Source organism: Streptomyces sp. 2131.1 (assembly GCF_900105515.1).
Taxonomy (GTDB): domain Bacteria; phylum Actinomycetota; class Actinomycetes; order Streptomycetales; family Streptomycetaceae; genus Streptomyces; species Streptomyces drozdowiczii.
The window spans coordinates 448,593-471,510 of record NZ_FNSY01000001.1; the positions used below are offsets into that span (position 1 = coordinate 448,593).

Sequence of the window (22,918 nt, forward strand, 5' to 3'; positions counted from 1 at the left end):
CATCGTCTCATGGGGCCCGGAACGTCCCACGTCCGAGGCCCGCGCTCGCGTCGCACACCGACCGGGAGGAACCCGTCGTGAGCGTGGCGGCCGACGGCCCCAGGCTCCTGGACACCTTGCGGGCCTTCCTGTCCCACGACTGCTCCTGGTCCCGCACCGCGGAGGCCCTGCACATCTAACCGCAGATGCCGCCCCCGCCTCCGCCGCCGGGGCAGGCGGCGGGCCCGGTGCCGCGTGGGCCCGCGGAGGTGGACAGCGGGACACCGTTGGCCCGCAAGGTCTCGCGTACGTCCAGGATCAGGGAGAAGACCTCGTGGTTGCGGTCCTCGCCCTGCTCGTCCCACGCCCGCTGCTCCGCCTCGACCGCCATGCGGTCCTGCGCGAAGATGCGCTCGGTGAAGCGCCTGATGAGCGGCGCCGCAAGACTGAGTGCGCCCGGAACCCGGGGCTTCTTGATCATGAGGAGCCCGAAGACGTTGCAGGCGCGCTGGTCGGCACCCACGGGCACGTACGCCGCCCAGAGGCTGAAGACGGGCTGATCGGCACCCTCCGGCACGAGGTCGAGGGTCTGGTACGGGTACTCGGTGCGGATGGTCATCACGTCGCTGGAGCCGCCCGCGATGCCTTCGGCCGCCAGCATGCTGGCGCCGGCGTTGCGCTTCCCGCCGGTGTGGGTGAACAGGTACCTGGCCTCCACCGAACGGTCATCGCCGCGGTGGCCGAGGAGTTCGGGACGGAGCCGCCCGACGACACCTTGGTGCAGGAACTGATGGTTCATGTCCAGCAGGTTCTCGTGCATGAACGAGTAGTGGCAGCCGACCCTCCGCGCGTACGTCAGCGTCTTGTAGCCGGGCGAGCCGTGAGCGGGCAACTCCGGCAGCGGCGTGGCCTGCGCCCTGTCCGGGTCGCCGGGAAACACGAAGACCAGGCCGTACGCCTCACGCACGGGATAACCGCGAACGCCCCGGGGAGGCCGGCGGTCCTCCTTGGACAGGTAGGGAATCTGCGAGATGCGGCCGTCGCCCCGGTAGGCCCACGCGTGATAGCGGCAGCGCAGGACCTCGCCCTCCACCACGCCCATGCTCAGCGGAACCTGCCGGTGCGCACACCGGTCCTCAAGCGCGTGGACCGCCCCGCTCCTCCCCCGGTAGAGCGCGAGACGCTCACCGGCGAACGCGGCCGCGACCACCTTCCCAACGCGCACGTCCCTGGCCCGGGCGACGGGGTACCAGTAGTCCGGACCCGCGCCGACGCGGCGCAGGTCCACCGCGTCGGAGAGGTTCTGGCTCGTCGGCGCCCGACCGGTCTCGACCGTGCCCACGTCGGTCTCGTTCATGCTTCTCCCTCTCAGATAGGCCGCTCCCTCATCCTGGCCGCGCTCGCTCCGGCTGCCCCTTCAAGCGCGTCCGGTCAAGTGAAGGGGCCGGGAGTGGCCGTCGCCGCGAACCCGTACGTCCCGCGGGCCGGGGGCCCGGTCCGACGACGCGCCGACAGAGGTGCCGGCGGAGGCGCACCCTCACCTGCGGTTCCAGCGGGCGGACCGTGCGAGGGCCGGCCCGATCCCGCGGTCGCCGCGCGGCGGGTAGCGCACCGCCCGTACGGCGGCCTCGGCCTGCTCCGCGGTGTCGATCACCGGCATCAGGATGTTCTGGGCGCCGAGATCGAGGATGTGCTTGATCATGACGGGCAGCAGCCCGGGTGCGGGGACCGGGTGGAGGACGCCCACAGGGGGTGGACCGGGATCGTCCGCCGCGAGGGACGCGTCGGCGAGGAGAGCCGGCGGCCCTCCTCGCCGAGGCGGGCCCTGTCAGCCGCTGACGCTGGGCAGGCCGTTCTCCAGGTGGCCGACGAACCGCTGCGACCATGTGGTGTCCGAGGACGCGGTGACGGTGTGGTCGTACCAGCCGGCACCGTAGGTGAGCGGCGAGAAGTCGTCCGTCACGGTGTTGCCGGCGGGCACGGTGTACGTCCAGGGCCCGCCGGTGCGGTACGCGTTCGCCCTGATGGTGAACGTCACGGCGGACGCGCCGCGGTTGGTCAGGGTGAAACGCAGCTTGACGGTCCCCGAGACGCTGACGACGGAGGCGGCCACGAGGAGGTCCTTGCCTGCCTTGGTGGCGTTGCCCTTGAAGCGGCGCATGAACCGGTTGGGGCCGAGGACGGTCAGGTCGTAGAGGCCGTCGCCGTACCCGGGGCCGCAGTTGTAGAAGTCGGTGGCACTGCCGCCCGCGGCGACCGTGTACGGCCAGGGGCCTCCCGAACGCTGCGTGCCGTTGGTGTAGACGGCGAAGTGGCAGGTCGCGCCTCCCCCGTTGGCCGTCCTGATGTTGGCCTGGACGGAACTGCCGGAGGTGGTGAAGGCGGTCAGGTCGGCCGTGGGCTGGTAGGGCAGGGCTCGTGCCTTGCGGGTGCCGGCTTCCTGGGTGGGCGGTTCGTTGTCCACCGGCGCGGGGTTGGGCAGGCCGGCGCACTGGCCCATGTCGACGGTGGTGGTGGCGGTGGCCGGCAGGGCGGGCAGGCCGTATACAGGGCTGGCGAAGTCGAACATGGTGGTGAGGTCGCCGCACACCGCGCGTCTCCAGGCGCTGATGTTGGGACAGGTGGCCGGCTTGCCGATCGCGGCCGTCCACTCCTCCAGGAACCGCAGTACCGATGTGTGGTCGCTGGTCTGGGAGTTGACGTAGCCGCCCCGGCTCCATGGGGAGATCGCGATCATCGGCACGCGGAAGCCGAGGCCGATGCTCGTCCCGCCGATGAACTCGTCGGCCGTGCCGGCCGCCGGGGTGGGCGGCGGAACGTGGTCGAAGTAGCCGTCGTTCTCGTCGTAGTTGAGGAAGAGGATGGTGGAGTTGAAGACGTCCGGGTCGGCGTTGAGGGCGTCGATGACCTTGTGGACGAAGTGGGCGCCGTTGGCCGGCGTCGCCATGGGGTGCTCGGAGTAGTTCTGGTCGGGGACGATCCACGACACCTGCGGCAGCGTGCCCGCCCGTACGTCGGCGGCTATCGCGTCACAGATGTCGGCGGCCACGTCGCCGGGCTCGGTGGTGCCCCGGGGGACCGTCGACATGCCCTTGCTCCGCAGCGGGCTGCCGGCCGGGGCCGAGGTGAACTGTGCGAAGTAGGCGAGCCCGTTGTCACCGTAGTTGTCCGTCGACTGGTAGACCTTCCAGCTGACGGCAGCCTTCTCCAGCGCCTCCGCGTACGTCTCCCAGGTCAGCCCGGACTCGCTGCCGCCGTCCTTGGAGGACTCGCTGATCTTTCCGCTCCACAGAAAGGTGCGGTTGGGGCCGGTCGCGCTCATCCCGGAGGCGTGGTAGGCGTCGCAGACGGTCCAGTTGTCGGCCAGGGCGTAGTGGAAGGGGATGTCCTCACGGGTCAGGTAGCCCAGGGAGCGCAGGCCCTTGGCGGAGACCCAGGAATCCATCCTGCCGCGGTTCCACGCCGCGTGCTGGCTGGCCCAGTCGTGGGCCAGGTCCCCGCTGCACTGGGCGAGCCGTTCGGGGTCGGCGCCACCTGAGGCCTGCGTCGCGCTGAGTTGCCAGGGGTAGTGGCGGCCGGTGCCGTTCGGCTGGTCGAAGACGCCGCGGCCGCCCGGCAGTTCGACGGTGCTCCGGTCGGAGAAGCCCCGTACGCCCTTGAGCAGCCCGAAGTAATGGTCGAAGCTGCGGTTCTCCTGCATGAGGATCACGATGTGCTTCGCGTCCTTCAGCGTCCCGGTCGCGGCCGTCTCCCCGGCGGGGGCGTTCCGCGCCTCGGCGGCTGCCGCGCGGTCCGCCCGGGGTCCGCTCATCCCTGCCGCTGCCGCCGCCGTCGCCGCGCCGAGGGCGATGAAGTCACGTCGATTTGGCTTGCGCATGACACTCCTAGAACGTCGGTACCGGACGTTGGCTACAGACCCGGGCCCTGGTATGCGCCCCGGTTGGGCTTCGTGGCCGACGGAACAGCGCTGCCCCAGTAGTCGCGGCCACCGTTGTCGGTGATGACGGCACCGTTGCCGAGGGCGGGCGAGGTGGACCTGAGCTTGTAGCCGTCGGCCTCGTGGATCGAGCTGCCGCCGGTGCCGGGTGCGACGAACTGCGGATCACCGGCGATACCGTTGGAGGTGGGCCGGGGCACACCCTGGAAGACGTTCCAGTACCACTGGATACCGGACTTGGCGGGCAGTTGGGAGTCGGACGTGCCGACGAAGATGTTGTTCTCGACGACACTCGTGCCGGGGAGTGTGACGTTGAACTTCTTGTCCGTGCAGTAGAGGACGTTGTTGTACATGTGCAGCGCCGACCGGCCCGCGCTGTTGCTGCTCATACGGCAGTCGTTCTCGGAGATGTTGTAGCGGATGACCTGCTTGGCGCCGCCGATGGTGCCGCAGCCGTCGCAGTCGAGGAAGAAACCGCCGATGTTGTCGCGGCTGTAGTTGTACTGGATCGTGCAGTAGCCGGTGTTCCCCCAGTCGCAGTCGAATGCCTGGCTGTCGGCGGCGGACATCTTGGTGGTGTCGTACACGGCGTTCTTCTGGATGGTCGGGTTGTGGTCGCCGAGCACCCAGATCCCGGCGAAGTTGCCGCCCGAGAAGGGGTAGACGCCGTTCCCGATGCCGGACGCGTCGTTGTACTGGATCATCGGGGAGTCGGCGTAGCTGACGATGACGCCGTCACCGCCGACGTCCTTGACGGTGTTGTACTCCACGAGGACGCCGCTGCCCTTGGCGGCCATGGAACCGGTACGGATCTTCAGACCGCCGCCACCGGTGTTGCTCACGGTGTTGTGGTGCACGTGTACGTCGTTGAGCGTGGAGTTCGCCCCGGTGGCACCGGTGACCACGCTTCCCGACTGGACGTAGTCCTCGGTGACCGAACCGGTCTTGTTGGTCTGGCCGGCCACCCGGTCGATGATCAGGTTGCCCACGTCGAACCCGGTGTGGGCCATGCCGTCGGTGGCGGAGATCCGCAGGCCGGTGCGCCGGGCGAGGGAGCCGGCCGGGTTGGTGATCCTGAGGTAACTGATCGTCCAGTGGTCCTGGTCGGTCAGCGAGACGGCGTCCGCGGCTCCGTCGCCGTTCAGGACGGGCAGTTCACCCGAGCCGTAGCGGGTGAGCGTGATGGGCCGGCTCGCGGTGCCGCTGCCCTTGGGGGCGAGCGCGCCCTTGCAGGTGGTTCCGGAGGCGAAGGCGAGGGTGTCGCCGGCCGCATAGGTCTTGCCGTTGGCCTGGACGATGCTGTTGAAGGGGCTGGCCTGGGTGCCGGTCCCCGCGGTGGACCGCGAGCAGTCGACGTACGTGGTGGAGTCGGCTGCCGAAGCCGGCTGGCCGGGCAGGACAGCGGAGCCGACGAGGGCGACGGATGCGGCGAGGAGCACACGACTGGCTCTGATGCTCATGCGAGAACCTCCTGGGGTGGGTGGCCCGAAAGTAGAGGTCACGATTGATCAGGTCAAGAGATTCGCTCAACGCAATCGCTCATTGATCGAATGATCGATACAAGGGGCAGAAAAGCCCGGTTACGTTCATCCGACACCGTCAGCGGGCCGGTCCACCACAGGAGTCGCGGACGGTGAGCGTGGGCAACAGCTGCACGTGCCGCACGGGCGGGACGAGGGCGCCGCCGCCTCCCGTCCTGCGCAGGAGCAGCTCGGCCGCCTCGGCCCCGACCGCCTTCTTCGGCGGGGCGACCGGGGTGAGCGGCGGGGCTCCCAGGGCGGCGAAGACGTCGTCGTAACCGATCACGGACAGGTCCTCGGGCACCCTGAGTCCTCGGGCCCGCGTCGGGCGGCCCAGAGCGTCATGACACTCCTCCCCCGTCACCGCCGAAGCACCGTCGCCGACGCCGGTGGCCCGGGAAGCCGTCATCCGACCACAGCTTGGTCTATCTCAGTTCCGCCGCGTCCTTGCCACGGACAGGGCGCCGACAACCTCCCGGACGACGCGCTCCGCGTCCTCGGGGTTGTTCACGACGTCGGTCCTGTTCATGTCGATCACGAGGACGTCGCTGGCGGAGTAGTGCTCGCGCACCCAGTCGTCGTATCCGGACCACAGCGTCCGGTAGTACTCGACGAGGCCCGTGTCCTGCTCGAAGTCCCGCCCCCGCAGACCGATGCGGAGCAGCACCGTCTCGAAGTCCGCCTTGAGGTACACCATGAGATCCGGCGCCTTGCGGTACGGCAGGCCGTCGATCTCCCGCATCATCTCGGCGAGCAGCCCCTCGTACACCTGCATCTCCAGGGCACTGATCCTGCCGAGGTCGTGGTTGACCTTGGCGAAGTACCAGTCCTCGTAGATCGACCGGTCGAGGACGTTGTCGTCCTGCCGGTACGCCTCCTTGATCGCGGCGAACCGCGTCTGGAGGAAGTAGAGCTGGAGCAGGAAGGGGTAGCGTTTCGCCGCTATCTCCTCGGGGCCGGCCGTGTAGAAGAGCGGCAGGATCGGATTGTCCTCCACGCTCTCGTAGAAGACCTTGCTCCCCAGCTCCTTGGCGATCAGCTCGGCCACGCTCGTCTTGCCGATCCCGATCATGCCGCCGACGCAGATCACTGCCATACCTCGCTTCTTTCCCGGGCGCCGTCAGCGGGGCGCGAGGCGATCTGGCACTCCTCTCCCGGGACGTCCGAAGGGATCATATCGGCGCGGTGGCGGCTGCCGGTCCCGGGCGCGGCCGGCCGGCGGCCCGGTCGTCCCGGGCGGCGGGGTACGGCACGAAGGTGCTGCCGGTCGCGTCGGCCCCGGGCGATCCACTCCGCGTCCGGGGCCGCTGGAGCGACTCCCTACGGCTCCTCCGTGATCCGCAGCAGGTACGTGTCCATGATCCAGCCGTGCCGCTCGCGGGCCTCGGCCCGGATCTGCCGGATGCGGTCGGAGACCTCGTGGAGCGGGCCGGAGACGAGGAGTTCGTCCGGGGTGCCGAGGTAGGCGCCCCAATAGATCCACACGTCGTCGCCGTCGACCTGGGTGAACGACTCGTGCGCGTCGAGCATGACGACGATGTCACCGTCGTCGTTCCGGCCGACGTCCCCGAGGCGGCGGGCCGGGGTGATGTGCACCGGGCGGCCCACCTGGTTGAGCGGGATGCGGTGTCGGGCGGTCAGCGATGCGACGCTCGTGATGCCGGGAATCACCTCGACGCCCACACTGAACGCGCCGCGGTCCTCGATGTCGCCGAGGATGCCGAGTGTGCTGTCGTACAGGGACGGGTCTCCCCAGACGAGGAAGGCCCCCGTCTCGCCTGCCGTCATCTCCTCGCGCATCGCCCGCTCGAAGATCTCTCCGCGCCGCTCACGCCAGTCCTGGACGGCCGCCGCGTAGTCGGAGCGGTCCATCGGGCGCCGATCGCGGCCGGGGTCCTCGATCTCCACGACACGGTACGAGCCCTGCGCGTGCTCCTCGATCATCCGGTGGCGCAGGTCGGTCAGGGACGCCTTGTCGGGTCCCTTGCCCACGATGAAGAAGACGTCGGCGCGGCGGATCGCCTTCACGGCCTGGAGGGTCAGGTGGTCGGGATCACCGGCCCCGATGCCGATGACGAGGACCGTGCGCTGTTCCGTACTCATGCCGGCAGTCTTCCAGGGACCTCTCCCGCGTCGCCGCGCCCGCCCCGGTCTCCGGGTGTACCTGGTCATTACGTACGATCACCAGGTCAAAGCCGCGGCAGGAGCCAGGAAGCCGGTGCGAATCCGGCACGGTCCCGCCACTGTGACCGCGCATGCCCCCGGGGTGTCCGCGGAAGTCAGGTCACTGACCTGCCGCGGGCCCGATCCGAGGAGCGCGGACTCCGCAGGAGGCTTCCCATGCACGACGGTCACAGCCGTCCCCCTTTCTCGTCCCCCTCGTCCCCCTCGTCGCCCGCGGCTTCACGCGGACGCGGTCCGGCACGCCTCGTCGCCGCCGTCACCGCGCTGTCGGCGCTCGTGCTGACGGCCGGCTGCGGCTCGTCCGGCACCACCGCCGACTCCCCGGAGCCGGGTACCTCGGCGGCGAAGGGCTTCCCCGTCACCATCGACAACTGCGGGGTCACGACGACGTACACCGAACCGCCGTCCCGCGCGGTGACCATCCACCAGCATCCGGCCGAACTGATGCTCTCGCTGGGGCTGAAGGACCGGATGGCCGGTACGTCGTACCCCGACTCGGCGGTGCTGCCCGCTCTGCGCGAGGACTTCGCGTCGATCCCGCAGCTGTCGAAGCAGGCGCCGTCCTTCGAGAAGGTCCTCGACAGCGATCCCGACTTCGTCTACGGCGGGTACGCCAGCGCGTTCGCGGAGAAGGAGGGCCGTTCGCGCAAGGCGTTCCGGGACGCGGGCATCGACACCTACCTCAACCGGGAGAACTGCGCCGGGAAGAAGGGGGTGACCATGCGGGACACGTACACCGAGATACGTACGATCGGCAGGATCTTCGGTGTCTCCGACCGCGCGTCCGCCCTCGTCTCCGAGCTGCGCACCCGGGTCGACAAGGCGAGCGCGGCCGTGAAGGAAGCGCGTGACGTCTCCGTGTTCGTCTACGACAGCGGCGACAAGTCCGCTTTCACGGCCGGCGGCAAGGGCCTGGGCAACGAGCTGATCGACCTGGCGGGCGGCAGGAACGTCTTCTCCGACCTGGACGACGTGTTCGGCGACGTCTCGTGGGAGCAGGTCGTCGACCGCAAGCCGGACGTGATCGCCATCTACGACTACGCGGGCACCACCGTCGCGCAGAAGAAGAGGTTCCTGCTCTCCCAGCCCGCCCTGGCGGACGTGCCCGCGATCAGGAACAAGCGTTTCGTGGTCCTGCCGCTGACCGACACCCTCGTCGGCATCCGCTCGGCGGACGCGGTGGGGGATCTGGCGCGCGGTCTGCACCCGGAAAGCTTCAAGTGACGGCGCTCGCCAAGAGCTCCGAGAACACCGCCGTGGTGAAGCCGCGCAACCGGGCCACGTTCGCTGTCACCCTGGTGGCGCTCGCCGCGCTCCTGGTCGTCTGCTCGACCGCGGGACTCGCCCTCGGCTCGGTGCACGTACCGCCCGCCGAGGTGTGGGGCATCGTCACGCACGCGCTCGGCGCCGACTGGACGGAGCCCACCTGGACCCGTGCGCGGGAGACGATCGTGCTCGACGTACGCGGGCCCCGCGTCCTGCTCGGCGCGGTCACCGGCGCGGGCCTCGCCGTCGTCGGTACGGCGCTCCAGGCGCTGGTACGCAACCCGCTCGCCGAGCCGTACCTCCTCGGCGCGTCCTCCGGCGCCTCGCTCGGCGCGGTCGCGGTGATCGTGTTCGGGTCGAGCTTCTTCGGAACGGTCTCCCTGTCGGCGGCCGCGTTCGCGGGGGCGCTGGGCGCACTCGTACTCGTCTACGCCGCAGCCCGCACCGGTGGCCGCATCACCTCGATGCGGCTCGTCCTGGCGGGGGTGGCGGTGGCGTCGGTGCTCAACGCGCTGCTGAACCTGCTGCTCCTGACGACGGACAACGGCAACGAGGCGCGCACGGTCCTCGCCTGGACCATGGGCGGTCTCGGCGGTGTGTCCTGGGGATCGCTCCGGCTGCCCGGTCTCGCGCTGCTGCTCGGCATCGCTGTCCTCATGGTGCAGGCCCCGAACCTCAACCTCCTGCTGGCCGGGGAGGAGGCCGCCGCCACCATGGGCCTGGACGTCGCACGGTTCCGGGCCCGCATGTTCGTGCTCGTGTCGCTGGTCACCGGTGTGCTGGTCGCCGCGGCCGGACCCATCGGCTTCGTGGGCCTGATGCTGCCGCACATCGTGCGGCTGCTCGTCGGCGGCGACCATCGGCGCGTGCTGCCGGCCGCCGCGCTGGGCGGTGCGTCCTTCCTAATCCTGTCCGACATCGTGGCGCGGACCGTGACGGCGCCGGAGGAGATCCCGGTCGGCGTACTCACCGCCCTGTGCGGCGGCCCGTTCTTCCTGTGGCTGATGCGGCGTGATGCGCGCAAGAAGGCGGGAGGCCCGGCATGACGGGGGCCGAACTGCGCGTCGAGGGCGTCACCCTCACGGCGGGCACACGACGACTGGTCCACGACGTCACGCTCACGGCCCATCCCGGCGAGACAATAGGCCTCGTCGGTCCGAACGGCAGCGGCAAGTCCAGCCTGCTGCGCGCCGTCTACCGCGTCCTGCGCCCGGAGGCCGGGACCGTCCGCGTCGACGGTGCCGACGCCTGGTCCCTGCCCCCGCGCCGACTCGCGCGCACGCTGGCCGCGGTCGTGCAGGACGCTCCGTCCGGCCTCGATCTGAGTGTGCGGGAAGTCGTCGCGATGGGCCGGACCCCGCACAAGCGGCTCCTGTCGGGCGACACGTTCGAGGACGCTGCCGCGATCGAGGCCGCACTCGCCTCGGTCGACGCCGTCGCCCTGGCCGACCGCCCCTTCGACCGCCTCTCCGGCGGCGAACGCCGGCGGGTGCTGATCGCCCGCGCCCTGGCCCAGGATCCGTCGCTGCTCGTCCTGGACGAACCGACCAACCACCTGGACATCCGGCATCAGTTGGAGGTCCTGACCGTCCTGCGCCGACTGCCCGCGACGGTTCTCGTCGCCCTGCACGACCTGAACCTGGCCGCGCACTACTGCGATCGTCTGTACGTGCTGCGCGACGGCGGCGTCGTCGCGTCCGGGCCACCGCACGAGGTGCTCACTCCGCGCCTGCTCGCTGAGGTCTACGAGGTGGCGGCCGAGGTCGCGGTGCATCCCCGCACGGGCCGTCCCCAGGTGACGTTCCTGCCGGCGGACGGGCCGTCGCCCGGCGCGGAGGGGTGACCGGACCCGGTCACCGGACCAGGCAGCAGTCCCCGCACTTCGAGCCGTTCGGTGCCCGGTAGTACAGGCAGCAGCTGCGGCGGCGGAAGGTGAGCCCGGGGCCGGTGATCCGGCCGGTCCCGGGCAGCCGCCCCGTCTCCAGGAGTTCGCGTGTCAGCCCGGTGAGCGGCGCCCGCAGACCGGGCCGGGATCTCAGCAGCTGCGCCGCGGAGCCGACCAGCGCGGATGCGGAGTTCCCCGCGAGCAGCCGGGGCGCCATCCTGACGGGCAGGTGGCTCTCCAGGCGCTGAAGGACGCCGTCGGCCTGCGCGGCCACGGCGTGCACCAGTGCTGACGTCGGCCGCGGGGCGCGGTTGCCCCGGGGGCCGGCCAGCCGGAGGGCCGAGCCCTCGCCGGCCCATTCCGCGGTGGCCATCACCGGCACGATGCCGTGGAGGAGCGCGCAGGCGAGGACCGGCGACCACAGCCGTGCCGCGAGTCCGAGGTGGGCGATGGAGACGCCGATACGGGTTTCGGCGGTGCCGTAGCGTTCGTTGACGGTCCCGGCCCGCGCCGCGAACCCTTCCCGCGTGAGATGCCCTCCGCCGGAGGCGGGCCCAGGAGCCGTATCAAGGGCGAAAAAGCCTCCCAGCCGCGCCACGTCGCGCAGCGCCTCGACGGTCTCGTCGGCTGGTACGTCATCCGCCGCGCCGGAGCCGCCGGTCACGAGGCCGAGACCCGGACTAGGCGGCGCGGGGGCCGTCCGGTCCGCTCGCGTCGCGTTCTCGCCGGCGGGCCGTTCCGGCATGCCGGGTCATCCTTTCGCCGGTCGCGGTGGCGGTACCGCACAGGATTCACCCCTCCGTGTCAGCGACGCCGGTCCCCGGTGGCGGACAGGGCGTCCGCAACCTCCGAAACGACGCGCTCCGCGTCCTCTGGGCTGTTCACGACGTCGGTTCTGTCCGATCCTAGGCGCGACAGGTCCGCAGCCCCTCCGCCTCAGTTGTGAAGGAACAGAGGTGCGGGCTGTCCGGGCCCCAGTCCGCCGCCACGGCGGCGAGGGCGCCGGCGAGGGCCGCTCCACGCAGGATGGCGGGGCGATGACCGCCGACAGGGTGCGCGGTGGACGGGTTCCCGGGCAGGCCCACCGTCCAGTGACGGTCGGGGAGCTGAGCCAGGAGCTGGGGGTGCCCGGGGCGGCACGCCACCGTGTCGACCACCCAGCGCGCGCCCGCCTCGGTGAGCACCGTCCGCAACTGATCGGTGGCCCCGACCGAGGTGGAGCCGGGTCATCACGGTCACGTCCACGGCGTCGTACGGCCAGGGGCGGCCCGTGCACGAGAACCCCGGACCGGCGCTCCCGTGGGGATTCCGACCGCTTCGGCCGTCAGGCCGAGTTCGTCCGGCCGGCTGTGCCCATTCCGGCGAAGAGGGCGTCGAGGATTCGGTCGACGTATGCGTGGGTCAGTGGCTCCTGCGTGATCAGCAGGCGGAAGTACAGCGGGCCGGAGAGGATCGCCATCGCCGGATCCAGGTCGAAGTCGGGCGACGGATCGCCCTTCTCCTGTGCCGTCTTCAGGCGCGCGACGGTCTTGTCCGCCTGTGGAGCGGTGAACCGCTCGTTGAGCGCGCCGGCCACCCCGGGGTCGTGCTGGGCCTCGCCGACCAAAGCCTGGAAGAGGGGAAGGAACGGTGCCCGGGCCAAAAGGTCGACGGCCGCGTAGATCTGCTCGCGCAGGTCTGCGACGACGTCACTGGGCCGACCACTTCGACCTGCTCACCGGCCTGCCCAACCGCGGGGACACCGTCGTCGGCAACGACGTCTGGTTCGGCCACGGCACGACCGTCATGCCCGGCGTACGCATCGGCCACGGCGCGATCATCGCCGGCGGCTCCGTGGTCACCAAGGACGTCCCCGACTACGGCCTCGTCGGGGGCAACCCGGCCCGGCTCCTGCGTACCCGCCACAGCGACGCGGACATCGCCCGGCTGCTCGCGCTGGCCTGGTGGGACTGGCCGGCGGAGCACATCAGCAAGCACGTACGGACCCTCATGTCCGGCACTGTCGACGAGCTGCAGGACGCGGCTCCCCGTATCCCGCACCCCTGATCGTCTTCGACGGACACCTCACCGGGCTCCCCACGGGCCGGAGCGCCCACCAACACACCCCTGTCGTCGACGCGTTCGACGGCATTCTCAACAACCCCACCTCCACCACGACTTGGAGAAGCCATGACCAGCAGATTCACCGAATTGGTTGTCGACCGCCACGACCCGGAGCGCCTCGCGGCCCTCTGGTGCGCGGTCCTGGACTTCAGAGTCCTCGACCGCGGGGAAAAGATGGTCGAGATCGGCTCCTGGGGCAACGAATTCGATGTCGTACGCACCCTGGCAGCCACCGCCCACGCCATGCCCGCCGCATAGCACGGGAAAATCGACGGAGGCGGACCGCCGCGCGCTGCTACGGTCGGGCGCCATGAGCTGGCTTCCCGATGATTTCGTCCACCCCGTCGTCGTACCACTGCCGGGTGGTGGCCACCACCTGCGGCCGATCCGGGAGGCTGACACCCCGCTCGACTATCCGGCTGTGATGGGTTCGCGCAAGCGGCTGTGGAGCATCTTCGGGCCGGCCTGGGGCTGGCCGGCCGCCACCATGACCTACGAGGCCGACCAGGCCGACCTGTTGCGACACGAGCGGGAGATCGCCGCACACCAGTCCTTCAACTACGCGCTGTTCGACGCGGCGGAGACAGCTCTGCTCGGCTGCGTCTACATCGACCCGCCGGAGAAGGCCAACGCGGACGGCGAGATCTCCTGGTGGGTGGTGGACGAACTGGTGGGCAGCAAGGTCGAGCAGGCCCTCGACACTCTGGTGCCACAGTGGATCGCCGCCGACTGGCCGTTCGAGCAGCCGCGCTTCATCGGCCGCGAGATCACCTGGTCGGACTGGCTCGCCCTGCCGGAGCACACCGGCAAGTAAGCGGACGGACTTCCCTCGGAGACACAAAAGCGCGGCTCAGCGCACCCGCCTCCGCGGCTTCGGCGCCATCTCGCGCCCCGGTCCGGGAGGCGCGGCGGCAGAGGTGAAGTTGCTCCTGCAGAGGTGGTCGTCGTCAGCCGCGATACCGAGGGGCGGCCCCGCGTTGAGCCTGCCCTCTTCGTCGGCCGCGCGACGGTGACCGCTCCCGGCGCGGGAGCCCCCAGCGGGCTCAGTTGAGGCGCCCCCGCGGAAGGTGGAGCCTGGCCCTCGCAGGGGTTCCGGCAGGGCCACCTCATCGGCGCCCTCGCGTGGGGCGCGTTCGGCCGCTTCCGCGTCGGCGCCCGCGGAGATCAGGATGTCCTGGACCACCAGCCGCACGTTCTCCCGCATCGCGACGGTGGGCGCCGGCCCGGCGTCCGGGGCGTCCCGGACGACCCCGAGCGCCCACCGCGTCGCGTGTCGGCGCACCGGCCGGCTGCCTGGGGCCGTCGCGAAGAAGGCCGGGACGCCCGACAGGTCACGCAGTACGGGGGCGAACTCGTTCTGACACACGGCGTGCAGGGACAGCGCGCGGCGCACGAGGGTCAAGCAGCTGTTGCCGAGCAGGTCCAGGTGGAGGGCGCCCCTGCCATCTCGCGGGAAAGAGGCCGCCGGTCGCTGCGGCGGTGGAGGGTTGATGATGACCGGCCGCCACACGCCGCACCCCGCGCAAGCGAGGAGTCGCAGCTCAGCGCACCCGTCCACGAGGTTTCAGCGCCACGTCCGGCAGCGCGGGCGCGGGGATAGGCGGCCCGTCGTAACCGTGTACGGTGCCGAACCGGTCGCCGTTCATCCAGTCCTCGCGGGCCCGCGTGATCTCCTCCTGGCTGCGGCCCACGAAGTTCCACCACATCACCAGCTCCTCCTCGAACGGCTCGCCGCCCAGGAGCATCAGGCCGGCGTCCGACTCCGCGCGCAGCGGGAGTTCCGTGCGGCCGCAGCCGAGGTAGAGCATGGAGCCGGGGAGCACCGGGACACCGTCGACCTCGGCCTCGCCGGACATCGAGAGCACCGCGTACTCGAAGTCGGGGTCCAGCGGGAGCCGCGCCCGCGCCCCCCGGGCCAGGGAGAGGTCTGCGCCCACGATCGGGGTGTACGCGGTGCCGGGCGAGGTGGCGCCGTCGAGGTCGCCCAGGATCACCGTGGCCGTGAGGCCGGGCGCGGTGACTGTGGGCAGATCGCTGTGGTGCTGGAAGTGGGGCTCGGTGAAGCGGTGGGCCTCGGGCAGCGCCACCCAGAGCTGGGCGCCGTGGAGCAGGGCCGCGTGCTGCTTCGGGCTCTCCTCGGAGTGGCTGATCGCGCGGCCGGAGGTCATCAGGCCCAGTTCGCGCGGGCGGACCGTCTGGAGGCTGCCGAGGCTGTCGCGGTGGAGCACCTCGCCCTCGTGCAGCCAGCTGACGGTCTGGAGGCCCATGTGCGGATGGGGCGGCACCTGCATGCCCGGCTCGTCGGCGATGTCGTCGGGACCATAGTGGTCGACGAAGGCCCAGGCGCCGACCATCCGGCGGCCCAGGTTGGGCAGCAGCCTGCGGACCTCGGTGGACTCGCCGAGCCGCACCTTGCGCGGGGCGAGCAGTTCACGTACGGGTTCGGCGACGACGAAGCCCCGGCCCCCGCAGACGGTGGGGACGGCCTGGCGATCGAGATTGCTCATGGCGCTCAACCTATTCCGCTGCGGATGGGGGTGGGTGGTGCCCACGCCGGATAATTAGTGGAATGTTAAACCACTTGTGGATGTTGTGCTGATCGGACGCCCGACCGAACGAGGAGACGACATGAGCGACAGCTACTACGAGTTCGGTACCGCCGCCGAGCGCTGGGAGCGCGCGGGGTTCTTCTTCGACGCGAAGGAGTACACGACCGCGGCCCGCATCCTGGACGGGCTCGTCGCGGAGGTCCCGGAGCAGGTGGCGCCCCGGCTGCTGCTGGCCCGCGCCTACTACCACTCGGCGAGCCTCGGGCGCGCCGAGACGGAGCTGCGCGCGGTCCTGGAGCGCGACCCGGTGGAGCACTACGCCCGCCTGATGCTCGGCCGGACCCTGGAGCGCCAGGGGCGGCAGGCCGAGGCCGACACGCAGTTGCGGCTGGCCGCCGCGCTGTCCGGCGATCTCGGGGCCGCGTAGCCGTGTGACGGCACCCGACGAATTCCGGGTGCCGGAGGCGGCGGCCGCGTGATACTCCACAGGACCATGACCGACCTTGAAACGCCGCGCCTGGTCCTGCACCCGATGACCCCCGCCGACGCCGAGCACGTCGCCGCCGGTTCGCCGCCGCCCGGGGCGCGCTGGGCCCCCGGCTACCCCTCCCCCGGTGAGCGGGGGGCCGCCGCGCGCTTCCTCGCCACGTGTGCCGGGAGCGGCGACCCGAGCCCCTTCGGTTCGTACGAGATACGGCTCCGCGCCGACGGCGTCGTCATCGGCGGCATCGGCTTCCACGCCGCGCCGGACGAGCGGGGCGGCGTGACCATCGGCTACGGGCTCGTGGAGTCGGGGCGCGGCAAGGGGTACGCCTCCGAGGCGCTCCGGGAGCTGCTCCGGTTCGCCCGGGAACAGGGCGTCGCCCGGGTGCGGGGGGACGCCGACACCGGCAACGTCGCCTCGCAGCGCGTCATGGCGGCGGCCGGGATGCGCCTCGTGGCCGAGGACGCTTCGCTGAAGTACTACCTGGCCGAGTGGGCGGCGTAGAACGGGTGGAGCCCGCCGGCAGCCATCCGGCGGGCTCCACCCGTTGCGGCGCGTACGGCGGCCGTCATCCCACGGCCGCGGCCGTCCGGTTCGTCCGGCCGCCCGCGAGCGCGTCGGACCTCGGCACGAGCAGGCGTTCGGTGAGGTGGCCGAAGACCAGGCCGAACGTGGTCCAGAGCGTGACCTGCACGGCGAGCGTGGCCAGGCGGAACTGCCACAGCAGCGTCGCCGGGAAGTCTTTGCCGACCTCGTTGAACGAGGGCAGGAACACGTAGGCGAGGCCGATGAGCAGGACATAGCCGGCGGCCGCCGCGACCGTCGCGTTCCAGTTGCCCAGGCGGGGTGCAAGACGCTTGCCGATGATGACGGCGGCGACGGCGAGCAGCACGCTGAGGGCGACCATCAGGAAGAACAGCGCGGTGCGTCTGCCGATGGTGTCGGGGTTGCCGACGGCCGGCGGATTGGCCGGGTACTTCAGGAACGGCACCACGTACACGCTGAGCAGCGCGGCGCCGGCGATCAGCGCGGCCGTGGCGCGCGGGCCGAACCGGCCCATCCGGCCCAGCGCGTAGCAGAAGACGAGCGCGGCGATACCGCCGACCGCGACGCCGAAGACCAGCACACCGGTGGCCAGGCCCGCGGTGGACTGCATGCCGCGGCTGACGAGTTCCTCGCCGGCGCCGTGGTCGTGGCCATGGGCGCTGTGCGCCGCTTCTTCGAGCGCGATGGCCGCGTCCACGCGGGACTCGCCGAGAAAGTAGGCGACGACCAGGGCGAGAGCGCCCGCGACCAGGCCGGCCAGCATGCCGCGGACCAGCAGGGCCCTGACAGATATGGAGTTCATGAGGGATTCCCCTGGATCAGCCGAGATGACGTTCAGTGGCAGGGGAAACCGAGGAGGTGACGGCCGTCGTGCACCCACTCGTGGACGCCTTCGCCCGAGATGAGGGCGGTGGCGCCCTGCTCGGCGCCGACGAAGTAGAGCAGGACCAGCATGAGGATGCCGAAGAAGACCGCCCAAGGGGCGATGGCCTTCAGGGAGATGGGGGTGATGGCGGATGCGCCGGTGGCGGGGGCAGCAGTCTGCGCCATGGCAGAACCTCCTGTGGGAACACGCGTCCCGATCGTGGTGCCTGAGACGAAGGTGCCGGGTCTGACTTCCCGCACGCGGGCGGGTACACAGTGGCGCGACCGTGCCGGATTCTCACCGGACTTCCGTCACACCCTCGTCATGTCGCCGCGACCATACCCCCTGGACACCGCCAACCGCCATGCCCCTTACAAGTGGCCGGAGGTGTCCGGGTGCCATGGTGTGCTTGGCCGTGCGGCCACTGTTGCGGGAGTTGAGGGCGGGTATGACGGTACGGGTGATGTTGATCTCACCGGCGATGAACGCTGCGCTGCGCGAGGCCCGGTTCGCCGGGGACGCCGCGCTCGACGCGTCCGGCGCGCGTGCGGCCCGGCTGGCCGCGCCACACGTCCCGGACGCGGACTGGACGGTGCACGGGCCGTCGGAGCGGTGCATCCGGACGATGGAAGCGCTGGGTCTGCAGTCGGTGGACGAACCATCTCTGCGCGACTGGGAGTTGGGGCGGTGGTCGGGTGCCCGGCTGGACGAGGTGAGCGCGCGGGAGCCGGAGGGGGTCACGGCCTGGCTGGGCGACCCGTCGGCCGCCCCGCACGGCGGCGAGTCGCTGCTCGGTCTGTGCGCCAGGGCCGGGGCCTGGCTCGACTCGCTGACCGGCGACGTCCGGGTGCTGGCCGTCGCCGAACCGTCTCTGGTCCGGGCGGCCGTGGTCCACGCGCTGGCCCTCCCGCCCCAGGCGTTCTGGCGGCTGGACGTCGCCCCGCTCACTCTGACGGAACTGACCGGCCGCTCGGGGCGCTGGAACCTCCGCGTCGGGCGCCCGCTCACCGGCGGGCCCGGCGACCGAGAGGCGGAACGGGGTGCTCCATGAACCGGATGTGCAAGAACTGTTGTGCGTACCGGAGCCTTGACACCCCGATGGTTCACTTCTTAAATCACGTAGTGAACTAAAGCACCATCATCCCCCCACGTGATGGCCATGCCCCCACTTGTCATATGCATGACGCATCACATGTCCCCGTCCCGCACGGGAAGGAACGTTCATGAACTCCCCCCACCGGGCCAGGCGTCTCCTGGTCCCCGCTCTCTCCGTACTCGCCCTGGTCGCCACCACGTCGGGCCTGGCGTCAGGTGCCCCCGTCCGGCCGGACACGGTCTCCGCCGCCGCGACGACGTTCTCCGACGAGTTCGACGGGGCGGCCGGTTCGGCCGTCGACGGCAGCAAGTGGCAGATCGAGACCGGCGACAACGTCAACAACCATGAGCGGCAGTACTACACCTCGGGCAACAAGAACGCCGCGCTGGACGGCCAGGGCCACCTGGTCATCACCGCGCGCAAGGAGAACCCCTCCAACTACCAGTGCTGGTACGGCACCTGCCAGTACACCTCGGCGCGGCTGAACACCTCGGGCAAGTTCACCCAGGCGTACGGGCACGTCGAGGCGCGGATGAAGATCCCGCGCGGCCAGGGCATGTGGCCGGCGTTCTGGATGCTCGGCAACGACATCGGGCAGGTCGGCTGGCCCAACTCCGGTGAAATCGACATCATGGAGAACGTCGGCTTCGAGCCCTCCACCGTGCACGGCACCCTGCACGGGCCCGGCTACTCCGGCTCCGGAGGCATCGGCGCCGGCTACACCCTGCCGAACGGCCAGGCCTTCGCCGACGCCTTCCACACCTTCGCCGTCGACTGGGCCCCCGACTCGATCACCTGGTCGGTCGACGGCAACGTCTACCAGCACCGCACCCCCGCCGACACCAACGGCAACGCCTGGGCCTTCAACAAGCCCTTCTTCCTCATCCTGAACCTCGCGGTCGGCGGCTACTGGCCCGGCGACCCCGACGGCAACACGGCCTTCCCCAGCGAACTGGTCGTCGACCACGTCCGCGTCACCACGAGCGACAGCGCGCCTCCGGCCTGATCGCGGAGGTCCCGCCGGGCGACGGCCCGGCGGGACCTCCGCGTCCTGCCCTACCCCCGGTACGTCTCCAGCAGCCTCAGCCAGATCTCGCTGATCGTCGGGTACGACGGGACGACGTGCCACAGCCGGGCGACGGGGATCTCGCCCGCGACCGCCATCGTCGCCGAGTGGAGCAGTTCGCCGATGCCCGGGCCCACGAAGGTGACGCCCAGGAGGACTTCGCGGTCGAGGTCCACCACCATGCGGGCGCGGCCGCGGTACCCGTCCGCGTACAACCCCGCGCCGGCCACGGACGCGAGGTCGTAGTCGACGGCGCGGACCCGGTGCCCGGCCTCTTCCGCCTCGGCCAGGGACAGGCCCACCGACGCGGCCTCCGGGTCGGTGAAGACGACCTGCGGGACGGCGGCGTGGTCCGCGGTCGCCGAGTGCGCGCCCCAGGGGGCGGTGTCCAGCTGCTTTCCCTGGGCGCGGGCGGCGATCGCGTCGCCCGCGATGCGGGCCTGGTACTTGCCCTGGTGGGTCAGGAGCGCGCGGTGGTTCACGTCGCCCGCCGCGTAGAGCCAGTCCGTGCCCTCGACCCGGCAGGTGTCGTCGACGGTGAGCCACGACCCGGGTTCCAGGCCCACGGTCTCCAGGCCGAGGTCGTCGGTGTGCGGGGCCCGGCCGGTGGCGAAGAGGACCTCGTCGGCCTCGACACTCTCACCGTTGTCGAGTTCCACGGTGACCGGCCCGTCGCCACCCGCCCGGCGTACGGCGGTGGCCGACACGCCCGTACGGATGTCCGCGCCGGCCTCGGTGAGCGCCTCGGCGACCAGCTCACCCGCGAAGGGCTCCATCCGCGGCAGCAGCCCCTCGCCGCGTACGAGCATGGTGACGTCCGAGCCGAGCGCGTTCCACACCGTGGCCATCTCCACGCCGACGACTCCCCCGCCGACGACGACGAGCCGGCCGGGGACCTCCTTGGCGCTCGTCGCCTCGCGGCTGGTCCAGGGGCGGGCCTCGTCGATCCCGGGCAGGCCGGGGACCACGGCCCGGCTGCCCGTGCAGACGACCACGGCGTGCCGGGCGGTGAGCCGGCGCTCCGTGCCGTCGGGGGCGGTGACGGTGACCTCCTTGGGGCCGGTCAGCCGGCCGTGGCCGCGGAGGATGTCGGCGCCGATCCCGTCGAGCCAGGCGACCTGCCCGTCGTCCTTCCAGTGCGAGGCGTACTCGTCGCGGTGGGCAAGTACGGCGGCCGCGTCCAGGGGCCCCTGCACGGCGCCGCTGAGGCCGGGGACGCGGCGGGCATCGGCGCGGGCGACGACGGGCCTCAGCAGGGCCTTGCTGGGCATGCACGCCCAGTAGGAGCACTCCCCGCCGATCAGTTCGGACTCGACGACGGCGGTGGTCAGCCCGGCGGCCCGGGCCCGGTCCGCCACGTTCTCGCCCACCGGCCCGGCTCCGATGACCACGACGTCGTACGCGACTGGCTCCGCTGCATGTGTCATGCGCCCATTCTTGCCATGGGTGTGGGCGTCGGCCACATGGGCAGGGGCGGAATAGCACGAAGAGGGGCACCGTTGTCCCGGACACGTCTCATACGGGCACAGGAAGAGGTAGGAACGCATGAGCACCGTAGAGCTCACCAAGGAAAACTTCGACCAGGTCGTCAGCGACAACGAGTTCGTCCTGATCGACTTCTGGGCTTCCTGGTGCGGCCCGTGCCGGCAGTTCGCCCCGGTCTACGACGCGGCGTCCGAGCGCCACACGGACCTGGTCTTCGCGAAGGTGGACACGGAGGCGCAGCAGGAGCTCGCGGCGGCCTTCGAGATCCGGTCGATCCCCACACTGATGATCGTCCGGGACAACGTGGCGGTCTTCGCGCAGCCCGGCGCGCTGCCGGAGGCGGCCCTGGAGGACGTCATCGGCCAGGCCAGGAACCTGGACATGGACGAGGTCCGCAAGTCGATCGAGGCCGAGCAGAAGGGCAAGGCGGAGGGGCAGCAGTGAGCAGCCGCGGCCCCTGCCGCGCGGAGCCCGGATTCAGCCGTTCGCGTCCCGCTCGGTGACGCGGGCGGCGAGCCCGTAGGCGAGTTCCGAACCGTCGACGAGCAGGCCCTCGACGGCCCGGGTCCTGGGGTCGATGTCGGCCACCATGCCGTCCCCCGCGTACCGGGGGTAGCCGGTTTCGCCGGTCTCGCCCGTGGCGGTGACGACGGCGGACCGGACGGCGGCGCCGGGGCTCCACCCCCGGGAGCCCTTGGCCGCCGCTCCCCTGACACTGGCTCCCGTGGCGCCGTTTCCGGTCCCGGGGGCCTTGTCGTCGGTGAACTCGGGGACGATGAGGATTTCGTAACTCTGCGGATGGCTCATGGTCATGACGCTAGGCACGGGCCGTGCGCGGCGCACGTCGCCGCGCTGGCCCGTCCGTTCAGCTGGATTCGCGGTGCACGGCGCGGGCGCGCAGCAGTTCGTGGCGTTCGGGCGGGGTCCTCGGGTGCCGTACGAGGCGGTCCACCAGGTCCGCGAGGGGCTGTGCGATGGCCAGTTCCATGCGTACGCTGCTGAGCCTCGGCCGCAGCAGCCGCCCGAGCATCGAGTCGTCCGCGCCGACCACGGCCGCCTCGGCGGGCACCTCGGTCCCGGCGTCGTGCAGCGCCCTCATCAGGAGCATCGCGTAGGTGTCGTCGTACGCGAAGACGGCGTCGAGGCCGAGCGCGGGCCAGCGGGCGGCCAGGGACGCGGCCGACTCCTCGTCGTACCGCAGCGGCAGTGCCTCGACGTGGGCGCCGCCGGACAGTGCGGCTTCCCGGGCCCCGGCGAGTCGCGGGGCGGCGAACAGGGCGGTGCCCGGGTCCTCGGGCATCACCACGCCGATGCGGCGCCGGCCGCGTTCCAGCAGGTGGCGCACCGCGCAGCCGCCGACCTCCCGCTGGTCCATGATCAGGGCGTGGGCCCCCTCCACGGGCTGGGGCCCCAGGGTGATGACGGCTTTGGCTCCGGAGCGCCGGAGCACGGCTATGCCGGCCGGGGCGAGCGGGACCGAACCGGGCACGATGACGGCGGCCGGGCGCAGTTCGGCCCAGGCGCGGGCGGCGTCGTCGGCGCCGAGACCGAGCGAGCCGTACTGGACGACCGTGTAGTCGAGGCGCCGTAGCCCCGCCTCCAGTTCGCGCAGGAACCGCAGGTGCAGGGGCCCGGTCGGCAGGTGGCCGGTGGGCAGCAGCACCATGCGGGAGTGGCCGGCGCGCAGGGTGCGGGCCGCGGCGTGGGGCACGTACCCGAGTTCGTCGGCGGCCTCCCGTACCCGGCGGCGGGTCTGATCGCTGATCCGCACCTGCGCGTTGTTGTTGAGGACGTAGGACACGGTGGCCCGGGAGACGCCTGCGAGCCGCGCCACATCGGCGCTGGTCGGGACGGGGCCTTCGGTGGGCTGCTCGGGTAACTGACTCATGGCTGCGGGCAGTCTTCCAGACCCGGGCGACGCCCCGACGCGGCAGCCCTGCGCCGAGGGTACGC

26 protein-coding genes, 3 pseudogenes and 2 riboswitches are annotated in these 22,918 nt (G+C 71.3%); of the genes and pseudogenes, 12 read left to right on the top strand and 17 right to left on the bottom strand.

The window, feature by feature from the left end:
• The first annotated feature begins 77 nt into the window (after positions 1 to 77).
• Positions 78 to 179 carry a helix-turn-helix domain-containing protein gene (locus BLW14_RS33950; RefSeq protein WP_256332647.1) on the top strand — a complete coding sequence of 34 codons (102 nt, stop codon included), beginning with the start codon at positions 78 to 80 and terminating at the stop codon, positions 177 to 179.
• Here the strand turns inward: BLW14_RS33950 and BLW14_RS02205 are convergent.
• From BLW14_RS02205 to cobF, 7 genes are all read right to left on the bottom strand, one after another.
• On the bottom strand, positions 176 to 1,336 hold the full coding sequence (locus tag BLW14_RS02205) for an aromatic ring-hydroxylating oxygenase subunit alpha (protein WP_093703750.1): 1,161 nt from the start codon (positions 1,334 to 1,336) through the stop codon (positions 176 to 178). The two genes, BLW14_RS33950 and BLW14_RS02205, sit on opposite strands and share 4 nt — an antisense overlap.
• A 180-nt stretch (positions 1,337 to 1,516) precedes the next feature.
• A complete protein-coding gene (locus tag BLW14_RS02210; protein ID WP_305613956.1) occupies positions 1,517 to 1,681 on the bottom strand; it encodes an aldolase/citrate lyase family protein in 165 nt (54 codons plus the stop codon).
• A gap of 126 nt (positions 1,682 to 1,807) precedes the next feature.
• Entirely contained in the window at positions 1,808 to 3,856 is a 2,049-nt protein-coding gene (locus BLW14_RS02215; protein WP_093703752.1) for a phosphocholine-specific phospholipase C, read from the bottom strand.
• A gap of 32 nt (positions 3,857 to 3,888) precedes the next feature.
• Entirely contained in the window at positions 3,889 to 5,376 is a 1,488-nt protein-coding gene (locus tag BLW14_RS02220; RefSeq protein ID WP_256332648.1) for a right-handed parallel beta-helix repeat-containing protein, read from the bottom strand.
• Positions 5,377 to 5,515: 139 nt separating this feature from the next.
• Positions 5,516 to 5,845 carry a substrate-binding domain-containing protein gene (locus tag BLW14_RS02225; protein WP_093703756.1) on the bottom strand — a complete coding sequence of 110 codons (330 nt, stop codon included), beginning with the start codon at positions 5,843 to 5,845 and terminating at the stop codon, positions 5,516 to 5,518.
• Positions 5,846 to 5,866: 21 nt separating this feature from the next.
• A complete protein-coding gene (locus BLW14_RS02230; RefSeq protein WP_093703758.1) occupies positions 5,867 to 6,532 on the bottom strand; it encodes a deoxynucleoside kinase in 666 nt (221 codons plus the stop codon).
• Positions 6,533 to 6,756: 224 nt separating this feature from the next.
• Complete coding sequence (cobF, locus tag BLW14_RS02235; protein ID WP_093703760.1) at positions 6,757 to 7,539, bottom strand: precorrin-6A synthase (deacetylating); 783 nt, start codon at positions 7,537 to 7,539, stop codon at positions 6,757 to 6,759.
• A gap of 66 nt (positions 7,540 to 7,605) precedes the next feature.
• Positions 7,606 to 7,747, top strand: a riboswitch (cobalamin riboswitch).
• A 29-nt stretch (positions 7,748 to 7,776) separates the two neighbouring features.
• Between cobF and BLW14_RS02240 the strand changes: the two genes are divergently transcribed.
• The 3 genes from BLW14_RS02240 to BLW14_RS02250 are packed head-to-tail and all read left to right on the top strand — an operon-like array spanning position 7,777 to position 10,729.
• Positions 7,777 to 8,844 carry an ABC transporter substrate-binding protein gene (locus BLW14_RS02240; protein ID WP_093703762.1) on the top strand — a complete coding sequence of 356 codons (1,068 nt, stop codon included), beginning with the start codon at positions 7,777 to 7,779 and terminating at the stop codon, positions 8,842 to 8,844.
• On the top strand, positions 8,841 to 9,932 hold the full coding sequence (locus BLW14_RS02245; protein WP_093703764.1) for a FecCD family ABC transporter permease: 1,092 nt from the start codon (positions 8,841 to 8,843) through the stop codon (positions 9,930 to 9,932). The genes BLW14_RS02240 and BLW14_RS02245 overlap by 4 nt, the downstream gene beginning before the upstream one ends.
• On the top strand, positions 9,929 to 10,729 hold the full coding sequence (locus tag BLW14_RS02250; protein ID WP_093703766.1) for an ABC transporter ATP-binding protein: 801 nt from the start codon (positions 9,929 to 9,931) through the stop codon (positions 10,727 to 10,729). Before BLW14_RS02245 ends, BLW14_RS02250 begins: the two co-directional genes overlap by 4 nt.
• Before the next feature lie 10 nt (positions 10,730 to 10,739).
• Here the strand turns inward: BLW14_RS02250 and BLW14_RS02255 are convergent, their stop codons facing one another.
• From BLW14_RS02255 to BLW14_RS02265, 3 genes are all read right to left on the bottom strand, one after another.
• Positions 10,740 to 11,516, bottom strand: a complete 777-nt coding sequence (locus tag BLW14_RS02255; RefSeq protein WP_256332649.1) for a (2Fe-2S)-binding protein — start codon at positions 11,514 to 11,516, stop codon at positions 10,740 to 10,742.
• Between the two features lie 160 nt (positions 11,517 to 11,676).
• Complete coding sequence (locus BLW14_RS02260) at positions 11,677 to 11,955, bottom strand: hypothetical protein (protein ID WP_093703768.1); 279 nt, start codon at positions 11,953 to 11,955, stop codon at positions 11,677 to 11,679.
• 140 nt (positions 11,956 to 12,095) lie between these two features.
• Positions 12,096 to 12,413 (bottom strand): TetR-like C-terminal domain-containing protein, encoded by a 318-nt coding sequence (locus BLW14_RS02265; protein ID WP_256332650.1) that lies wholly within the window; start codon positions 12,411 to 12,413, stop codon positions 12,096 to 12,098.
• A gap of 50 nt (positions 12,414 to 12,463) precedes the next feature.
• Between BLW14_RS02265 and BLW14_RS02270 the strand changes: the two are divergent.
• The 3 genes and pseudogenes from BLW14_RS02270 to BLW14_RS02280 form a co-directional block, all read left to right on the top strand.
• Positions 12,464 to 12,817: pseudogene (locus BLW14_RS02270) on the top strand (CatB-related O-acetyltransferase); the annotation flags it as partial.
• 123 nt (positions 12,818 to 12,940) lie between these two features.
• Positions 12,941 to 13,093, top strand: a pseudogene (locus BLW14_RS02275) (VOC family protein); the annotation flags it as partial.
• 91 nt (positions 13,094 to 13,184) lie between these two features.
• Complete coding sequence (locus tag BLW14_RS02280; protein WP_093703772.1) at positions 13,185 to 13,688, top strand: GNAT family N-acetyltransferase; 504 nt, start codon at positions 13,185 to 13,187, stop codon at positions 13,686 to 13,688.
• A gap of 36 nt (positions 13,689 to 13,724) precedes the next feature.
• On the opposite strand, the gene BLW14_RS34965 is transcribed toward BLW14_RS02280, so the two are convergent.
• Complete coding sequence (locus BLW14_RS34965) at positions 13,725 to 14,276, bottom strand: hypothetical protein (RefSeq protein ID WP_256332651.1); 552 nt, start codon at positions 14,274 to 14,276, stop codon at positions 13,725 to 13,727.
• A gap of 139 nt (positions 14,277 to 14,415) precedes the next feature.
• Positions 14,416 to 15,381, bottom strand: a complete 966-nt coding sequence (locus BLW14_RS02290; protein WP_093703774.1) for a pirin family protein — start codon at positions 15,379 to 15,381, stop codon at positions 14,416 to 14,418.
• A 121-nt stretch (positions 15,382 to 15,502) separates the two neighbouring features.
• On the opposite strand from BLW14_RS02290, the gene BLW14_RS02295 reads away from it, so the two are divergent.
• Together BLW14_RS02295 and BLW14_RS02300 are read left to right on the top strand one after the other, a co-directional pair.
• Complete coding sequence (locus BLW14_RS02295; protein WP_018523125.1) at positions 15,503 to 15,850, top strand: tetratricopeptide repeat protein; 348 nt, start codon at positions 15,503 to 15,505, stop codon at positions 15,848 to 15,850.
• 66 nt (positions 15,851 to 15,916) lie between these two features.
• The gene (locus tag BLW14_RS02300) at positions 15,917 to 16,411 is read left to right on the top strand and encodes a GNAT family N-acetyltransferase (protein WP_093703776.1); all 495 of its coding nucleotides are present in this window, start codon (positions 15,917 to 15,919) and stop codon (positions 16,409 to 16,411) included.
• A 64-nt stretch (positions 16,412 to 16,475) separates the two neighbouring features.
• Here the strand turns inward: BLW14_RS02300 and BLW14_RS02305 are convergent, their stop codons facing one another.
• Both BLW14_RS02305 and BLW14_RS02310 read right to left on the bottom strand, forming a co-directional pair.
• Positions 16,476 to 17,255, bottom strand: coding sequence for a CbtA family protein (locus BLW14_RS02305; protein ID WP_093703778.1), 780 nt, complete (start codon positions 17,253 to 17,255; stop codon positions 16,476 to 16,478).
• Between the two features lie 32 nt (positions 17,256 to 17,287).
• Complete coding sequence (locus BLW14_RS02310; protein WP_018523122.1) at positions 17,288 to 17,503, bottom strand: CbtB domain-containing protein; 216 nt, start codon at positions 17,501 to 17,503, stop codon at positions 17,288 to 17,290.
• 45 nt (positions 17,504 to 17,548) lie between these two features.
• A riboswitch (adenosylcobalamin (AdoCbl) riboswitch) is annotated at positions 17,549 to 17,642 on the bottom strand.
• A 124-nt stretch (positions 17,643 to 17,766) separates the two neighbouring features.
• Here BLW14_RS02310 and BLW14_RS02315 point away from each other — a divergent pair.
• Together BLW14_RS02315 and BLW14_RS02320 are read left to right on the top strand one after the other, a co-directional pair.
• Positions 17,767 to 18,369 carry a histidine phosphatase family protein gene (locus tag BLW14_RS02315; protein ID WP_093703780.1) on the top strand — a complete coding sequence of 201 codons (603 nt, stop codon included), beginning with the start codon at positions 17,767 to 17,769 and terminating at the stop codon, positions 18,367 to 18,369.
• A gap of 172 nt (positions 18,370 to 18,541) precedes the next feature.
• Positions 18,542 to 19,405: pseudogene (locus BLW14_RS02320) on the top strand (family 16 glycosylhydrolase); the annotation flags it as partial.
• A gap of 65 nt (positions 19,406 to 19,470) precedes the next feature.
• Here BLW14_RS02320 and BLW14_RS02325 read toward each other — a convergent pair.
• On the bottom strand, positions 19,471 to 20,907 hold the full coding sequence (locus tag BLW14_RS02325) for a dihydrolipoyl dehydrogenase family protein (protein ID WP_177153881.1): 1,437 nt from the start codon (positions 20,905 to 20,907) through the stop codon (positions 19,471 to 19,473).
• A 118-nt stretch (positions 20,908 to 21,025) separates the two neighbouring features.
• Here BLW14_RS02325 and trxA point away from each other — a divergent pair, with 118 nt between their 5' ends.
• Positions 21,026 to 21,409 carry a thioredoxin gene (gene trxA / locus BLW14_RS02330; RefSeq protein ID WP_093703786.1) on the top strand — a complete coding sequence of 128 codons (384 nt, stop codon included), beginning with the start codon at positions 21,026 to 21,028 and terminating at the stop codon, positions 21,407 to 21,409.
• A gap of 33 nt (positions 21,410 to 21,442) precedes the next feature.
• On the opposite strand, the gene BLW14_RS02335 is transcribed toward trxA, so the two are convergent.
• Entirely contained in the window at positions 21,443 to 21,778 is a 336-nt protein-coding gene (locus tag BLW14_RS02335; protein WP_093703788.1) for a hypothetical protein, read from the bottom strand.
• A 52-nt stretch (positions 21,779 to 21,830) separates the two neighbouring features.
• The gene (locus tag BLW14_RS02340; protein WP_093703790.1) at positions 21,831 to 22,853 is read right to left on the bottom strand and encodes a LacI family DNA-binding transcriptional regulator; all 1,023 of its coding nucleotides are present in this window, start codon (positions 22,851 to 22,853) and stop codon (positions 21,831 to 21,833) included.
• Positions 22,854 to 22,918 lie beyond the last annotated feature (65 nt).

Excerpts from the sequence above, each read along its gene's own strand:
- BLW14_RS02205 (WP_093703750.1), bottom strand. The coding sequence starts at position 1,336 with ATGAACGAGACCGACGTGGGCACGGTCGAGACCGGTCGGGCGCCGACG.
- BLW14_RS02210 (WP_305613956.1), bottom strand. The coding sequence starts at position 1,681 with ATGATCAAGCACATCCTCGATCTCGGCGCCCAGAACATCCTGATGCCG.
- BLW14_RS02215 (WP_093703752.1), bottom strand. The coding sequence starts at position 3,856 with ATGCGCAAGCCAAATCGACGTGACTTCATCGCCCTCGGCGCGGCGACG.
- BLW14_RS02220 (WP_256332648.1), bottom strand. The coding sequence starts at position 5,376 with ATGAGCATCAGAGCCAGTCGTGTGCTCCTCGCCGCATCCGTCGCCCTC.
- BLW14_RS02225 (WP_093703756.1), bottom strand. The coding sequence starts at position 5,845 with ATGACGGCTTCCCGGGCCACCGGCGTCGGCGACGGTGCTTCGGCGGTG.
- BLW14_RS02230 (WP_093703758.1), bottom strand. The coding sequence starts at position 6,532 with ATGGCAGTGATCTGCGTCGGCGGCATGATCGGGATCGGCAAGACGAGC.
- cobF (WP_093703760.1), bottom strand. The coding sequence starts at position 7,539 with ATGAGTACGGAACAGCGCACGGTCCTCGTCATCGGCATCGGGGCCGGT.
- BLW14_RS02240 (WP_093703762.1), top strand. The coding sequence starts at position 7,777 with ATGCACGACGGTCACAGCCGTCCCCCTTTCTCGTCCCCCTCGTCCCCC.
- BLW14_RS02250 (WP_093703766.1), top strand. The coding sequence starts at position 9,929 with ATGACGGGGGCCGAACTGCGCGTCGAGGGCGTCACCCTCACGGCGGGC.
- BLW14_RS02255 (WP_256332649.1), bottom strand. The coding sequence starts at position 11,516 with ATGCCGGAACGGCCCGCCGGCGAGAACGCGACGCGAGCGGACCGGACG.
- BLW14_RS02280 (WP_093703772.1), top strand. The coding sequence starts at position 13,185 with ATGAGCTGGCTTCCCGATGATTTCGTCCACCCCGTCGTCGTACCACTG.
- BLW14_RS02290 (WP_093703774.1), bottom strand. The coding sequence starts at position 15,381 with ATGAGCAATCTCGATCGCCAGGCCGTCCCCACCGTCTGCGGGGGCCGG.
- BLW14_RS02295 (WP_018523125.1), top strand. The coding sequence starts at position 15,503 with ATGAGCGACAGCTACTACGAGTTCGGTACCGCCGCCGAGCGCTGGGAG.
- BLW14_RS02300 (WP_093703776.1), top strand. The coding sequence starts at position 15,917 with ATGACCGACCTTGAAACGCCGCGCCTGGTCCTGCACCCGATGACCCCC.
- BLW14_RS02305 (WP_093703778.1), bottom strand. The coding sequence starts at position 17,255 with ATGAACTCCATATCTGTCAGGGCCCTGCTGGTCCGCGGCATGCTGGCC.
- BLW14_RS02310 (WP_018523122.1), bottom strand. The coding sequence starts at position 17,503 with ATGGCGCAGACTGCTGCCCCCGCCACCGGCGCATCCGCCATCACCCCC.
- BLW14_RS02315 (WP_093703780.1), top strand. The coding sequence starts at position 17,767 with ATGACGGTACGGGTGATGTTGATCTCACCGGCGATGAACGCTGCGCTG.
- BLW14_RS02325 (WP_177153881.1), bottom strand. The coding sequence starts at position 20,907 with ATGACACATGCAGCGGAGCCAGTCGCGTACGACGTCGTGGTCATCGGA.
- trxA (WP_093703786.1), top strand. The coding sequence starts at position 21,026 with ATGAGCACCGTAGAGCTCACCAAGGAAAACTTCGACCAGGTCGTCAGC.
- BLW14_RS02335 (WP_093703788.1), bottom strand. The coding sequence starts at position 21,778 with ATGACCATGAGCCATCCGCAGAGTTACGAAATCCTCATCGTCCCCGAG.
- BLW14_RS02340 (WP_093703790.1), bottom strand. The coding sequence starts at position 22,853 with ATGAGTCAGTTACCCGAGCAGCCCACCGAAGGCCCCGTCCCGACCAGC.